Raw genomic sequence first — 14,296 nt, forward strand, 5'->3', positions numbered from 1 at the left:
GTGACGTAGGCGTAAAAAACGATTACCAATCGTCCATAAAAAAGCCCCGATCAGATCGGGGCTTTTTGCTTTCTCGATTCGCCGACTCAAGCAGCAATCGTCAAATCGTTCCGAGCGAGACCATTAGTCCCAGCTCAACGCACCACCAGTTTGATACTCGATCACTCTCGTCTCAAAGAAATTCTTCTCTTTCTTCAAGTCCATGATCTCGCTCATCCAAGGGAACGGGTTGGTCGTCCCTGGATACTCTTCCTTCAAACCAATCTGGCTCAAACGACGGTTAGCGATGAACTTGAGGTAGTCCTCCATCATCGCCGCGTTCATGCCCAGTACGCCGCGAGGCATGGTGTCGCGAGCGTATTCGATCTCCAGCTGAGTGCCCTGCAGAATCATCTGCGAAGCCTCTTCTTTCAGTTCAGCATCCCACAAGTGCGGGTTTTCGATCTTGATCTGGTTGATCACGTCGATGCCGAAGTTCAGGTGCATGGATTCGTCGCGCAGGATGTATTGGAACTGTTCTGCGACGCCGGTCATTTTGTTGCGGCGACCCATGGAGAGGATCTGGGTGAAGCCGCAGTAGAAGAAGATGCCTTCCAGAACGCAGTAGTAAGCGATCAGGTTGCGCAGCAGCTCTTTGTCGGTTTCAACGGTGCCGGTTTCGAACTTCGGATCGGAGATCGAACGGGTGTACTTCAGGCCCCAGGTTGCCTTTTTAGCGACCGACGGGATCTCGTGGTACATGTTGAAGATCTCGCCTTCATCCATGGCCAGCGATTCAATGCAGTACTGGTAGGCGTGGGTGTGGATCGCCTCTTCGAACGCCTGGCGCAGGATGTACTGGCGGCATTCCGGGTTGGTGATCAGGCGGTACACGGCCAGCACCAGGTTGTTGGCAACCAGGGAGTCGGCGGTGGAGAAGAAGCCGAGGTTGCGCATCACGATGCGGCGCTCGTCGTCGGTCAGGCCTTCCGGGTTTTTCCAGAGGGCGATGTCGGCGGTCATGTTGACTTCTTGCGGCATCCAGTGGTTTGCGCAGCCGTCCAGGTACTTCTGCCAGGCCCAGTCGTACTTGAACGGTACGAGTTGGTTAAGGTCGGCGCGGCAGTTGATCATCATTTTTTCGTCGACGGCAACACGCGCGCTGGCACCTTCGAGTTCGGCCAGGCCTTCAGCGATGTCCAGGGTGTCGAGTGCCGCTTTGGCGCGTTTGATAGCGGCCGAGTCGGAGGCTGTTACGGCGCGGGCTTCCTGGGCGGCAACACCACCGGCGGCGTCCAGGCGGTCCATGTTGGCTTCGGTGGCGTGACCGGCGTTGGCGCCTTTGACAGCGGTTTCACCTTCGTCTTCTTTGTCGAATTCGTCCCAGCTCAGCATGACGTGTCGTCTCCTGCGTGAGGGCCTATGCCCGTGTGGTAACACTGATGGTTTGGTTGGCACACGGCCATAGGCCACTTGGATCTAAGAAATGTTGCTGCAGTCGCGATGTACGCACGCAAAAACATGAATAGCTTCGGGGGCTGGCCCGCTGTCGCTAAGGGGCGCTGTCTGTTCAGCGTCTCCCTGGCCCATAAGGCCGGATCTGCGTGGTTTTCAGCCCGCTCAAAGGGATATGCAGCCCCCTTTGGAGGCCGGCAGTATACGGCTTTTGTACAGGGTATTTCAGCCAGTATTTTTTTAGCGTGGGCGACGAAACGCACTAAATCGGCCTGGACTTAAGCATAGTCGTTGCTGGGCGAGGGTTTGCTCGAAAGCAAGTTTTTCTGACGTAAGCCGGGAAGCGTGCAAACGCGGTGGCTTGAGTGAGGCGAGGGGAGGTTGCGTGGCGAACCAAGCCCGGTTGAAACCGGGCGTTGAGTCGATGCGATGTCAGCTCAGGCGATGCCCATTGGTGCGATCGTAACCGTCTTCGGCAAAATAAGCTGAACGGGTGCTGTCGTAACCGTCTTCGGCAAAAGAGGCAGAGCGTGTGCTGTCATAACCATCTTCAGCGAAGTGGGCCGAGCGGGTATGGCTGTAGCCATCCTCGGCAAATGTTGCGCTGTGGGTGCGATCATAACCATCAGCCGCAAAGGCTGCACCGGCTAGCAAGGACAGGCTCAGGATCAAAACACGTGTACGTTTCATTTAATATTTTCCTGGCGATAAAGGCGCAGGCAGGCAACTGTTCAATGCCAATGAATACACTTGAAAGTTGCAGTTAAGCGCCACATTAAATCGCTTAAACATATGAGTTGATTGACCGCTCTGAAAAAACGAAGCGCTCAATTAACCGTTGGAGCAGCCATTGCCCATGACGCGGTATTCCAGTGTGTGCTTCACACCTTGTGAATCTTCGTAAACCATGCGGGCCGGAACCACTTCGCAGACATTCGGGATTTCGCTCATGGAAATCACCTTGGCAATATCGAGGTCGGACGAGTAGGAGTAATGCTCAACGGCCGGTTGCTGGCTGGAGTCTTGAGTGTTTGCTTCACCTGCCAGGGCGGTCAGACACACACTGCTCAGTGCCAGAACTAACAACGCTTTCATGACTTGGTTACCTGTTTTTGGGGCGAGAGGGGTCACGCAACCCTTGTGAGGTTGCGTGTGAAACTAAAGGGTTAAAATGCGATTCAACTTGCCTTCGTGGGGGCTCTAACTTGCGTTAATCGCAGTGCCTTGGTAAGCGAGATGAATTTTAGGCCGGTGCAGGGCGGGCATATAGAGGGCGTTTTGATAAAGTCTGTTGACAGATTCTGCAACAATCGTCGAAAACAGGACGGGTTTTCAGGTTTCACACGATTTTCGTCCGGTGGTATCGCTCGGTAAGTACCGTGCTTGAGCCTTACGCTTAAAAACCACTGTTTTTCTGTGTGTTTCTTACTACCAACGTCGAATGGTTCTCAGGCCCGGGCCCGGCTAAAACAGGGTCATAAAACAACAACTACAAACATTGAGGTATGAAACATGAGTGCCGCTTCCCTGTATCCCGTACGCCCTGAAGTTGCAGCCCATACGCTGACCGACGAGGCGACCTACAAGGCCATGTATCAGCAATCCGTCGTTAACCCCGATGGTTTCTGGCGTGAGCAAGCCAAGCGTCTCGATTGGATCAAGCCGTTTACGACCGTCAAACAAACCTCTTTCGACGACCACCATGTTGATATCAAGTGGTTCGCGGACGGTACTCTTAACGTCTCTTACAACTGTCTGGACCGCCACCTTGCCGAGCGTGGCGATCAGGTCGCGATCATCTGGGAGGGCGATGACCCTTCTGAGCAGCGCAACATCACCTACCGCGAACTGCACGAAGATGTGTGCAGGTTGGCCAACGCCCTGCGCGGCCAGGACGTGCACCGTGGTGACGTGGTCACGATCTATATGCCAATGGTGCCGGAAGCGGTAGTGGCCATGCTGGCCTGTACCCGTATCGGTGCGATCCACTCGGTGGTGTTCGGCGGCTTCTCGCCTGAAGCGCTGGCCGGTCGGATCATCGATTGCAAATCCAAAGTCGTGATCACGGCTGACGAAGGCCTTCGCGGCGGCAAGCGCACGGCGCTCAAAGCCAATGTCGACGTGGCACTGACCAACCCTGAAACGTCGAGCGTACAAAAAGTTATCGTCTTCAAGCGTACTGGCGGCGAGATTGACTGGTACCGTCACCGTGACATTTGGTACAGCGACTTGATGGACGTGGCATCGATTCACTGCGCGCCCAAAGAAATGGGGGCTGAAGAAGCGCTGTTTATCCTCTACACCTCAGGTTCCACCGGCAAGCCCAAGGGCGTTCAGCACACCACTGGCGGTTACTTGTTGTACGCCGCGATGACCCATGAGCGGGTCTTCGACTACCGCCCGGGCGAAGTCTATTGGTGCACGGCCGACGTGGGTTGGGTCACGGGCCACACCTATATCGTCTACGGGCCGCTGGCCAATGGCGCGACCACTGTGCTGTTTGAGGGCGTGCCGAACTACCCGGACATCACCCGGGTGTCGAAAATCGTCGACAAGCATAAGGTCAACATCCTCTACACCGCGCCAACGGCGATTCGCGCCATGATGGCTGAAGGCCAGGCTGCGGTGAAAGATGCCGACGGTTCCAGCCTGCGTTTGTTGGGCTCGGTGGGTGAGCCGATCAACCCGGAAGCCTGGAACTGGTATTACACCACTGTGGGCAAAGAGCGCTGCCCGATTGTGGACACCTGGTGGCAGACCGAAACCGGTGGTTGCATGATGAGCCCGCTGCCGGGTGCCCATGCCCTCAAGCCAGGCTCTGCGGCCCGCCCGTTCTTTGGTGTGGTACCGGCGCTGGTTGATAACCTGGGCAACCTGATTGAAGGCGAGGCGGAAGGCAACCTGGTGATTCTGGATTCTTGGCCGGGCCAGGCCCGTACCTTGTATGGCGACCACGACCGTTTCGTCGACACCTACTTCAAGACTTTCCGCGGCATGTACTTCACCGGCGACGGTGCACGTCGTGACGCCGATGGTTACTACTGGATCACGGGCCGTGTGGATGACGTGCTTAACGTGTCCGGTCACCGCATGGGCACGGCTGAAATCGAAAGCGCTATGGTTGCTCACCCTAAAGTGGCAGAAGCGGCGGTCGTCGGCGTGCCGCACGACATCAAGGGGCAGGGCATTTATGTCTACGTCACCCTGAATGGGGGAGAAGAGCCGAGCGAAGCCTTGCGCCTGGAGTTGAAAAACTGGGTGCGCAAAGAGATCGGCCCGATTGCCTCGCCGGATGTCATCCAATGGGCCCCGGGCTTGCCGAAAACCCGCTCGGGCAAAATCATGCGTCGTATTTTGCGCAAGATCGCCACTGGCGAGTACGACGGCCTGGGCGATATCTCGACGTTGGCTGACCCGGGTGTGGTGCAGCACTTGATTGACACGCATAAAACCATGAACGTCGCGTAACACGCGAACCGCTTCACCGAACCCCGCCCGGCCATGCCGTGCGGGGTTGCCGTTTAATCGGTAGGAGCAGCCGGTCGACGCTCGATTGCTCGCGATCTTTTGATCCTTGGATCAAAAGCCAGATCAAAAGATCACGAGCAAGCTCGTTCCTACAGGCCTTGCTCCGTTCGGTCAGCGTCATTTAAGGGGGGCCTTGGATCAAAAGCACGGTGTTCACGCGTAGGAGCTCGATTGCTCGCGATCTTTTGACCTTTAAAACATCGCGAGTAATCGAGCGCCAACAGGCCTTGCTTTACCCCCAGCGCTTGAATGTCAGCGCCGAGATTCGCGTCTGCACATAGGTGTGGGCAGGCGAAGTGGCTACGCCGGTCATCATGATCAAGGCCAGGCTGTCCTCCTTAAACCGCAAGGTTCCGCACAGGGTTAACAGGCTGTCTTCATACGCCGCGGTGATTGCCAGCGATTGATGTGACAGCCCGCTGGCGGCTGCATTGATATCCGTGAAACCGGACACTTGAAAATGCTTCGATGCATGGACCAGGCTCCCATGTATTCGACCGAAACGCCCTTCGCTTTCAGCTTCTATATGCAGCTTCATGGCGGTCCCGTCGTGGGCCATCCAGGTGCCTGTCAAGCTGCTGATAGACCGCTTCGGTACCGAGGGCACCGGGGCTGGGGCCCCGTGAGGCGTGACAGTACTGCGGCGGTACACCAGCCTGTCGGCATAGGTGCCCGCGCCGGCCAGTGCCGGGAAGTCGCTGCTGGCCACCAGTAAGTGCGAGAGTGTCAGTACTTCTTCAGTGCCCTCAAGGCTGATTTGCCCGTACAGGCTGGACGACCAGTTCCAGCTGGGGTCGGCCGGGCCTTCGCCCACGGAGTGCCATTCGATGGCCAGTGCCACGGGCTGGCTCATCTCCGGGGTGGCTGGTGCGTGTAGTTGATAGCCCGTCACCTCATACAGGCCAACCGACCCGGTTGATGACTGGTAGAAACCGAAGACGTGCTGGCCGTAGACGCTCAGGGTCATCAACGAGCCATAGTCATTGGTCCAGGTGCCCGCGACAGAACCCTGATGGGGCTGAGGCGTGGAGGGCGTCGGTTTTGACGCGGGTGGCACCAGGCTGACTCTTTCAGTGGTAACTGCGCGGGGGCCAGGTGTGAAGGTTTTTTTAGAGGGGCGGGTAATGATCTGCGGCCCGTCGGGACGATTGAATAACCAGATGCCGACGGGAGCCAGCGAATAGCCCTGGCCTTTGCATTGCACGACTCGGTATTCGTAGACGGTGTAGCACTGTTCCATCACCAGTGAGCCGACCAGCACCAGGTCGGTTAAGCCCAGTGGCGCAAACTGTGGAATGGTTTGCCCTTTTTGTGGGCCTTCCTCGATCAACACGTTGTAGAGGTCGGCCCCTAATGTGATCTCACCGTCTTCGAATCCCAGTACGACATCCGGGTTGCCCCCCAGTGCGATGCGCTGCAGGGTTTTGCGCATCAGCGTGTCATCGCCCTTGAACTGCGATGAGCCGGAGTCCAGAGCGAAGCCGATGTCGGTGGCCAGGGTTTCGCCGCCGACGCTGTAATGGCTCAGCCCGGACGACCAGATGTATTCCACGCCGGGTACTGTGGTGTAGGCCGACCACGGCAGGAACAGATGCGGGCCTTTGAGTTTGCTCATATCAAGAGCTCCCATCCGGCAGGTGCCGCGGTGGGTGGCCGGGTCCCAGTCGAAGCACACGTAAGGCTGGACAGGATCTATGACGTGATTGCGTAACAGCTCTAGAAACAGAAACGAATTACGCTCCTCGGCATAGGCGCTGCTCGACGGCAGGCCAATGCCACCGTCCCAGTCCAGTTGGCGAAACTGTTCGCCGGAATAACGGGCTGCCAAAAACACATTCATGGCCATCGTATTTTTGTTGGGCAGCGTCAGTACATCGGAGCCGGCTTCGACTTGCATGGTGCCCCAAGGCCCGAAACTGTAGGGGCGTTGCAGGCAATCAGTGAAGGCAAAGGTGCGCGAGCGCTGGTAGTTAAAGCGTTTGGCGCTGTAATGCTGGCATTGATCCGGTTGGCACAGTGTCGACGTTGCCCAGGTGATGTTGGTGCCGGTGTCGAGTGCCAGTTTTAGGGGTTGGCCGGGGGTGCCCAACTGCAAGGGCGAGTACCAGGCCGTAGCTCCATTGTTTTGGAGCGGGCCACGGTACATGTGAAAGACAAGGCCGTTTTCCAGTGAGGGTGAGGGCATAGTGAGTGATTTCCTTATGAGGGGTGATGGCATATCCATGCCAGGCACGTATTGAAATGGGTTTTGGAGGGGTACGATGTCCTCCAAACCCAGGAACGTTGTCGGAAAGGGCAACAGTTTTTGCGAGACGCGATTACCGCAAGGCCTTGCCCTCGGTTTCGGGGATGAACAGGACCAGCAGTACGGTGATCAACATAAAGCCGTTAATCAGGGTGACGGTCAGGTTGAAGGACGAACCGTAGGCAATCAGCGCGCCGATCAGGCTGGGAGCCATGATATTGGCCACTCGTTGGGCGAACACCGCCCAGCCGTAGCCGATCGTGCGCAGCGGCGTGGGATAGAGCTCGCCGATCCACGCCCCCCACACGCCCCAAGCACCGAGGCTGAAGAAAGCCAGGGTGAAATTGCTCAGGTACAGCATGCTCAGGCTGTGTACGTTGGCAAAGCCATAACCCGCCACGACGGCGGCGCTGATAAATACGACGATGGTTTTTTTGCGCCCCCAACGCTGCGTCAACCATGATGCGGTCATATAGCCCGGGATCATGAATAACGCCGACAGGGCGATAAACCCATAGCTTTGTGGCAGGTTCAGGCCACGTTGCTGCAACAGGGTCGGGAGCCAGGTTTGCAGCCCCCAATAGCCCCACGAGAAGGTGAAGTTGACGATGATCAGCAGCACGCTGATTTTGCACAACGCGGCGCTGAACAGTTCCCGTTGATGCCCTCGGGTGGTCTGGTCGATGTGCAGTTGGCAACTGTCGGCGATGTTCACGGCCCCCCGACTCAAGCGGTGAATAACCGCTCGCGCTTGCTGCTGTTTATTCACGCCTGCCAGCCAGTAAGGTGACTCGGGAACCCAATAGGCGACGACCAGTGCCCACAGGCTGCCTAAAGAACTGAACACAATAATCGCGCGCCAGCCCAAAGGCAGCAGCCAGACGGTAGCGCCGAGCGCCAGCAGCATGCCCGCAGGCCACCCCGCTGCAAGGTAGACCGACAGCGCACCGCGATAACGCAGCGGTAACAATTCCTGGAAGTGGGCGAAGGTGACCACCATCATGCCCACCGCTGCCACCCCGGACAGCAATCGCAGCCCATATAGCGACAGGTAGTCAGGCGCAAAGGCGCTGGCCAGCGAGATAACCCCGTACAGTGCCAGGCTCCAGATGATGGCGCGCTTGCGCCCCATGCGTTCGGCAGCTTTGCCCCAGGCCAGCGAACCCAGCAGCATGCCGATAAACATGGCACCGATCAGGTTGCCCACCGCGAGTGTATCGAGGGCGAAATCCTGGGCGATCAACGGTGCGGTGTAGACGATGATCATCATCTCCCAGGCCTCGATGGCGAACACAAAGAACAGTGCCAGGCCGCTTTTCAAATGTTCGCGGGTCAAGGGCACGTCCCTGAAGAGCTCGCCCACCTGCAAGGTGGACGCGCCGGTATCGACAGCCGGTGTTGAGGTGTGATGGCTGATGCTCATGGAAGCCCCCCTAAGCGATGATGCGATGACCAATAGGTGCGGGTTCCTGAAACAGCCCGAACGCCTGTATTTCGGCTTCGGACGGGGGCTCGCAGCTGCCGACCTGGCTGGGGTTCCAGCCGAAGCGCCGCTTCATGCCGGCAAGGGCCTCGGCCATTTTGAACGCCGCGATAACCGGGTCGATGACGGGCACGCCGATTTCTGCCTGTACCTGCTCAAAGAACCCGAATTCAAGGGTGCAGCCAAGGACGATGGCCTCCGCGCCATCCTCTTCAACCGCCAGGCGTGCCTGTTGGATTATTTTTTGCCGGGTGAGGGCGTGATCCCGCTGGAACTCGTCAACCCCCATCCCGAGCGAGCGCATCGACGCCAGGCGTTTTTGCGCGCCGTATACCTGGACCCGCGCGTGCATTTGCTCCATCCATTTGGTGCGCCCGACAATGATCGAGAAACGGTTAGCCAGGTTGGCCGCGACCTGCAGGCTGGCTTGGCACGGGGCAAGGATGAGCGTGTTGCCCGAAATTTCGCGGGCGTCTTCCAGTGCCGGGTCGTAGAAGCACCCCACCACCAGCGCGTCTATCTGCTCTTGGGCGCTGGCGCGAGCGATGCGTACGATGGGGCCGTAAGTCAGCGCTTCATAGGCGCGGTACTCCAGGTGCGTCGGGCTGTGTTTAAGGTCCAGCGATACCACATCGACCTGAGTGGACGGTTGTTTGATGGCGTGCAGCAGTTGCGCAATCGGGGCATCGTAGGTGGGATGACCAATGGGGTTGAGCCAGCGCACCGATACGGGCACGTCATGGGGCAGAGCAGTGAAGGCAGGGGTGGCCATGGGTAAATCCTCAACAGTCTTCAGGGCGGGGAAAAGCAGCTAGAAAAACTTCACCAAGGCCAGGGTCAAGGCATTGGAGCGCTTGAGATTGGCGCTGTGGTAGTAGTCAAAATTCAAGTTGGCGGACACGAATAACCCTGCGCCGGAAAACCCGCTGTAGGTCATGGACGGCCCGATTTTGCCGGCCCGTGAGGGTTTGAAGTCGGAGGCAGAGGTGTTGTTGAGGTGGTAAACGTGATGCACCCCCAGCCACAGGTCTTCGTTCACCTGATACCCGGCGGCGATATCGGCCAGCCACAGGCTGACGCCCCCGCGCAGGCGAGTGGGGTCGCTGCTGCCCAGGTCTGTGTGGTTGCGGTTGCGGGCGGCGTAATGAATGCCGGCCGGTGTGAACGTGGCACCAAAGCGGCCGATTCGCAGGTAGTTGGCGACGCTGAAGCTCACGGCATAGCGGTTGGCAAAGGCACCGTGCCCGGCACTGTCGTCGTTGCCGTTGGGGAACTCCACCATCAGGGTCGGGTTGGTCCAGAAGGTGGTGTCGTTCGCCAATCCGTATGTGCTGCCCGGTTCCACCACGTTGTAGTAATAGGCAAATCCGAGGTTGGGCGAGGCCACGCCCCAGGCGTTGCTGTCCACAGCTCCTCGCGTACTGGCGTAACCGGGAACAGCACCGGCCCAGAACTGCAATTGATCACGTTGGGTGCCGGTAAAGCCGGTTTCAGAAAAATAGGCCAGCACGGTGTTGCCGGCGATGCTGGTCTTGCCATCGCTGGTGCGGTTGATGACGGGAAAGGACTCCACCGCCCAACTGCCCGGTTTGCCCGGTTGGCCGAAGCCAATGAATTGCTCGGCCATGGCGTGGGGGCTGAAGGTCAGCATCAGGGCGAATGAAAGACCTGCGAGCGGGCGCAGTGAGCGATGTGTGTTCATCTTCATGTGCTCTTCTTGTTGTTGTGGTGCGCAGCGTGACGAGCGGTTACGTGCGGTGTGACGGGGGTAGCCTCATCCCTTGAGGCCGTAGATCTGTTGTGCGGTCCGGGCGTCGATGTAGCCGTTTTTCAGATCGTTGCGCACCGCGCTTTCACAGCGCTGTGCGGCGCGCCCATAACCGCCTCCGGCCCCTGTGCGCACGCGCACCAGGTCGCCTGCATTCAGAGGAATGCTGCTGGCCATTGCATAACGCTCGCGCAGGCCGTTTTGGCGAATCACTTCCACGTAGTTGAGTGAGCCCGGCGCGCCGTGCTCCAGCCCCCAGGGCGGGATGACTGAACGGGTGTAGCCACAGGTCAGGAAGCTGTTGTCGGCACGGACCCGATAGTCGATGCACACCCCACGGCCGCCGCGAAACTCGCCGTGGCCGCCGGGCTCATCATTGAGCGTCATACGTTCGACGTACACGCCGTAGCGGGCCTCGCAGACTTCCGCGGGGCAGTTGTAGGTTTCGCCATGCAGGCCCGAGTACACGGCGTTGTTGCCGTCGCGGCCCGGCTCGCCCCCCCAGCCGCCGATTTCTGGCTCCACCAGGGTGAACACACGCCCGGTGTCCGGGTGACGGCCACCAATAATGGTGGCGCATACCGAGGCAAAGTTGCCTGCCGGGAGCCGATCCGGGAACGCCTTGGCCAGGCAGCGCAGAATCAGGTCGTGGACGCGAATCAGATTTTCGAAATAGAAACCTTCGGCGGCCGGAGGCCGGGCGTCAAACAGTGAGCCAGGCCGCGTGAGTACCGTGAGCGGGCGAAAGGTACCCCCATTGGTCGTGCCTTGCGGTGCGGTCAGTGCCTTGAATGCCATTTGTGCGGCCACCACTGCCCCGTCACGGCTGAGGTTGGTGGGGCCCTGGCACTGATCGGGGTTGTCGCGCAGGTCAATGATCAGTTCGCGGTCGCGGATCTCGAGGCTAAGGTGGAACTCGCTGCCGTCGTCCTGGGGCTCCCGCAGGCTCAGGCTGCAGTTGGGTAACGCGTGCAGGGCTTTTAGCGAGACCCTTTCGCCCAGGTCCATAAAGTCGCTCATTGCCTGCAAAAACACCTCGGTGCCATACTTTTTCGTCAACTGTTGCAGGCGCTGCGCACCGCCGCGTACGGCGGCCACGCCCGCCCATAGATCGCCTTCCAGAAAGTCCGGCATCCGTGAATTGGCCAGCAGGATCTGCAGCACGGAGCGAATGGGGTGCCCGCGGCTGATCAACTTGACCGAGGCCAGGCGCAAGCCTTCCTGGAAAATGTCGACAGCCTCGGTCGAGAGTGAACCCGGCACCATGCCGCCGACATCATTCCAATGGGCGATGTTGGCCGTCCAGGCCACCCGTGTGCCGTTGGCGAACACCGGCATGGCCAGCACCACGTCGTTAAGGTGAGTGACGGCCCCTCCGTCGTGGGGGTCGTTGCTGATAAACACATCGCCCTCCTCAATGTCCTCGGGCGTGTGTGTGAGCAGGATGTTTTTCACGGCCTTGTCGAGCACCCCCACAAAGGCCGGAATACCGGCCCCGGAACTGGCCATTTCGCCCTCGGCGTCGGTGATCCCCGTGCCCATGTCCAGTACTTCGTAGATGATCGGGCTCATGGCGGCTTGGCGCATGGCCGCAAACATTTCATCGGCAATGGCCTGCAATGCGTTCTGGATGATGTCGCGGGTAAACATGTCGAGGGTGTGCATGTTCAGGCTCCGTCACCCGCCAGGGTGATATGCAGGTTGCCCAAGTGATCGACCCCTACGTGGTTGCCGGGGTGGATCACGACGGTGGTGCCTGCGTCTTCAACAATGGCCGGGCCGTTGAAGTTCATCTGCGGCTCCAGCAAGGCGTAGTCATAGAGAGTTGCTTCGTGGATGCCTTCCAACACGTAGTCCACGAAGCGTTTTCCCTTGCAGGCCGCTGCCACTGAGCGACCGGTGACAGGCAAGGATTCGGGCTTCAATTTGCCGATTTGCGCGACCGCGATCAGGTGAAAGCCGACGATTTCCACGGGGGCTTCCAGGCGGTAGGTGTAGTGCTGTTCGTAGCACAGATGAAAGCGCTGTTCGATCTGTGGCCAGTGTGTGTCAATGCGCTCCTGATCATGGAGCGGCACTTGCACGGCGTGTTCCTGGTTTTGATAGCGCAGGTTGCAGTGGGCGGTCAGGGTGACCTGTTTGGCCGGGATGGCTTCGGCGTCGAATTGCTTGCACACGGTGAGCATCAGGTCGCCCAGAAAGGCCTGAGCCCTGGTCAGGGCGTCCACCTGGGTAGTGTCGGTAAAATGGTTAATAAACAGGTCTCGGCGCAGGTCGGAGAGGGTCATGCCCCACGCTGAAAACACCGCTGCGCTGCGTGGTACGATGACTTTTTTAACCCCCAACTCCTGAGCCAGCGCCACGGCGTGGAGCGCGCCACCGCCACCGAAAGCCATGAGGGTCAGTTCACGCGGGTCATGGCCGCGGCTCAGGGACACCAGCTTCAGTGCGTTGACCATGTTGTCGTTGGCCAGCCGCACGATGCCGCGAGCCACTTCCTGTGTCGGCAGTTGTAAACGTCGGCTGAGCAGGCTGAGGCCGTGGTCGACGGCGGCCAGGTCGGCCACCAGCTCGCCGCCGCAAAAGTAATCGGGGTTGATGCGGCCCAGGGCCAGGTTGGCGTCGGTGGTGGTGATGTCGACGCCACCGTTGCCATAGGCTGCCGGGCCGGGCCGGGCACCGGCGGATTGAGGGCCGACATGCAGCTTGTCGAAATCATCGACCCAAGCAATGGACCCCCCGCCGTTGCCGATCTCAACCAGGTCCACCACCGGCACCATGATCGGGTAACCCGCATTGACGTGATTGCGTTCGATCCAATAGTCGGTCTTGATCGTGACCTGACCATTGCGGATCAAGGCGCATTTGGCCGTGGTGCCTCCGATGTCCAGCCCCAGCAGGTTGGGCTCATTGATCAGCCCCCCCAACTCGGCCGCCGCCCAGAAACCACTGGCCGGCCCTGATTCGACCATCGTGATGGGGGTTTGCCGGGTGTGGGCCACGCTGTCGACGCCACAGTTGGACTGCATGATGTACAACGGTGCGGCGTAGTCTTCGGCTTTTAAGCGAGCTTGCAAGGCGTCGAGGTAGCGTGCGGCGATGGGTTGCACATAGGCCGACAGCACCGTGGTGCTGGTGCGCTCGTATTCGCGCCACTCGCGGGTGATTTGGTGCGATGCCACCACCGACACGTCGGGCCAGAGCCGGCGGACCTCAGTGAGCACTGCCTGTTCATGGGCGGTGTTGGCGTAGGCGTGCAGCAGGCAAATGGCAATGGCCTCCACCCCATCGGCGCGGAAGGCGTCCAGAATGTCGGGCAGCGTAGAGAGGTCCAGCGGCTCACGCTCCTGGCCATCGGTGCTCAGGCGCCCGCCAATTTCACAGCGCAGGTAGCGCGGTACGAAGGGCGGTGGCTTGACCCATTTCAGGTTGAAGTAGTCCGGGCGATTGGCCCGCGCAATCTCCAGAACGTCGCGAAAGCCCCGCGTGGTAATCAACCCTGTTTTAACCCCTTGCCGTTCGGTCAGGGCGTTGATGACGACGGTGGTGCCGTGCGCGAGATAGTCGACGGTGTTCAGTTCGACATTGGCCTTGCGAATAACGTTGAGTACGCCCTGAGCGAAGTCGGGTGGCGTGGTATCGACCTTGGCTGTGCGAATCACTTGCTGGCCAGTCACCGCGTCCGTTTCGAACGCCACCAGATCCGTGAATGTGCCTCCCACATCGGTGGCGACACGTACCGTTTTTCCATCCATCACCACGTGAACTCTCCTGGTGCTGTGTGTGTTGGGGTATGGGCGGGCGAATACCAGAAGGCCCTGACCGTTGAACACGATGC

General features: G+C 59.2%; 10 protein-coding genes. 1 reads left to right on the forward strand and 9 read right to left on the reverse strand.

The window, feature by feature from the left end; translation table 11 throughout:
* Window positions 1-123: 123 nt before the first annotated feature.
* The 3 genes from Q1W15_RS13820 to Q1W15_RS13830 form a co-directional block, all read right to left on the reverse strand.
* Window positions 124-1,374: a ribonucleotide-diphosphate reductase subunit beta gene (locus tag Q1W15_RS13820; protein WP_300729473.1), complete on the reverse strand. Its 1,251-nt coding sequence runs from the start codon at window positions 1,372-1,374 to the stop codon at window positions 124-126.
* Window positions 1,375-1,866: 492 nt separating this feature from the next.
* Window positions 1,867-2,124 (reverse strand): heme utilization protein, encoded by a 258-nt coding sequence (locus tag Q1W15_RS13825; protein ID WP_300729476.1) that lies wholly within the window; start codon window positions 2,122-2,124, stop codon window positions 1,867-1,869.
* Between the two features lie 141 nt (window positions 2,125-2,265).
* Complete coding sequence (locus tag Q1W15_RS13830) at window positions 2,266-2,529, reverse strand: DUF2790 domain-containing protein (protein WP_300729478.1); 264 nt, start codon at window positions 2,527-2,529, stop codon at window positions 2,266-2,268.
* 417 nt (window positions 2,530-2,946) lie between these two features.
* Here Q1W15_RS13830 and acs point away from each other — a divergent pair, with 417 nt between their 5' ends.
* Complete coding sequence (acs, locus tag Q1W15_RS13835; protein ID WP_300729480.1) at window positions 2,947-4,902, forward strand: acetate--CoA ligase; 1,956 nt, start codon at window positions 2,947-2,949, stop codon at window positions 4,900-4,902.
* A gap of 292 nt (window positions 4,903-5,194) precedes the next feature.
* Here the strand turns inward: acs and Q1W15_RS13840 are convergent, their stop codons facing one another.
* The 6 genes from Q1W15_RS13840 to Q1W15_RS13865 form a co-directional block, all read right to left on the reverse strand.
* Window positions 5,195-7,147, reverse strand: a complete 1,953-nt coding sequence (locus Q1W15_RS13840) for a pepsin-like aspartyl protease (protein WP_300729481.1) — start codon at window positions 7,145-7,147, stop codon at window positions 5,195-5,197.
* A 133-nt stretch (window positions 7,148-7,280) separates the two neighbouring features.
* Complete coding sequence (locus Q1W15_RS13845) at window positions 7,281-8,630, reverse strand: MFS transporter (RefSeq protein ID WP_300729482.1); 1,350 nt, start codon at window positions 8,628-8,630, stop codon at window positions 7,281-7,283.
* A gap of 10 nt (window positions 8,631-8,640) precedes the next feature.
* Window positions 8,641-9,462: an aspartate/glutamate racemase family protein gene (locus Q1W15_RS13850; RefSeq protein ID WP_300729483.1), complete on the reverse strand. Its 822-nt coding sequence runs from the start codon at window positions 9,460-9,462 to the stop codon at window positions 8,641-8,643.
* 39 nt (window positions 9,463-9,501) lie between these two features.
* Window positions 9,502-10,398: a hypothetical protein gene (locus tag Q1W15_RS13855; protein ID WP_300729484.1), complete on the reverse strand. Its 897-nt coding sequence runs from the start codon at window positions 10,396-10,398 to the stop codon at window positions 9,502-9,504.
* Window positions 10,399-10,464: 66 nt separating this feature from the next.
* A complete protein-coding gene (locus tag Q1W15_RS13860; protein ID WP_300729485.1) occupies window positions 10,465-12,123 on the reverse strand; it encodes a hydantoinase B/oxoprolinase family protein in 1,659 nt (552 codons plus the stop codon).
* A 2-nt stretch (window positions 12,124-12,125) separates the two neighbouring features.
* Window positions 12,126-14,213 carry a hydantoinase/oxoprolinase family protein gene (locus tag Q1W15_RS13865; protein ID WP_300729506.1) on the reverse strand — a complete coding sequence of 696 codons (2,088 nt, stop codon included), beginning with the start codon at window positions 14,211-14,213 and terminating at the stop codon, window positions 12,126-12,128.
* Window positions 14,214-14,296: the final 83 nt, after the last annotated feature.

The organism is Pseudomonas sp. (genome assembly GCF_030150285.1).
Classification (GTDB): domain Bacteria; phylum Pseudomonadota; class Gammaproteobacteria; order Pseudomonadales; family Pseudomonadaceae; genus Aquipseudomonas.

Bases quoted from the DNA above. Each gene is read 5' to 3' on its own strand.
- Q1W15_RS13820 (WP_300729473.1), bottom strand. From the start codon at position 1,374: ATGCTGAGCTGGGACGAATTCGACAAAGAAGACGAAGGTGAAACCGCT.
- Q1W15_RS13825 (WP_300729476.1), bottom strand. From the start codon at position 2,124: ATGAAACGTACACGTGTTTTGATCCTGAGCCTGTCCTTGCTAGCCGGT.
- Q1W15_RS13830 (WP_300729478.1), bottom strand. From the start codon at position 2,529: ATGAAAGCGTTGTTAGTTCTGGCACTGAGCAGTGTGTGTCTGACCGCC.
- acs (WP_300729480.1), top strand. From the start codon at position 2,947: ATGAGTGCCGCTTCCCTGTATCCCGTACGCCCTGAAGTTGCAGCCCAT.
- Q1W15_RS13840 (WP_300729481.1), bottom strand. From the start codon at position 7,147: ATGCCCTCACCCTCACTGGAAAACGGCCTTGTCTTTCACATGTACCGT.
- Q1W15_RS13845 (WP_300729482.1), bottom strand. From the start codon at position 8,630: ATGAGCATCAGCCATCACACCTCAACACCGGCTGTCGATACCGGCGCG.
- Q1W15_RS13850 (WP_300729483.1), bottom strand. From the start codon at position 9,462: ATGGCCACCCCTGCCTTCACTGCTCTGCCCCATGACGTGCCCGTATCG.
- Q1W15_RS13855 (WP_300729484.1), bottom strand. From the start codon at position 10,398: ATGAAGATGAACACACATCGCTCACTGCGCCCGCTCGCAGGTCTTTCA.
- Q1W15_RS13860 (WP_300729485.1), bottom strand. From the start codon at position 12,123: ATGCACACCCTCGACATGTTTACCCGCGACATCATCCAGAACGCATTG.
- Q1W15_RS13865 (WP_300729506.1), bottom strand. From the start codon at position 14,213: ATGGATGGAAAAACGGTACGTGTCGCCACCGATGTGGGAGGCACATTC.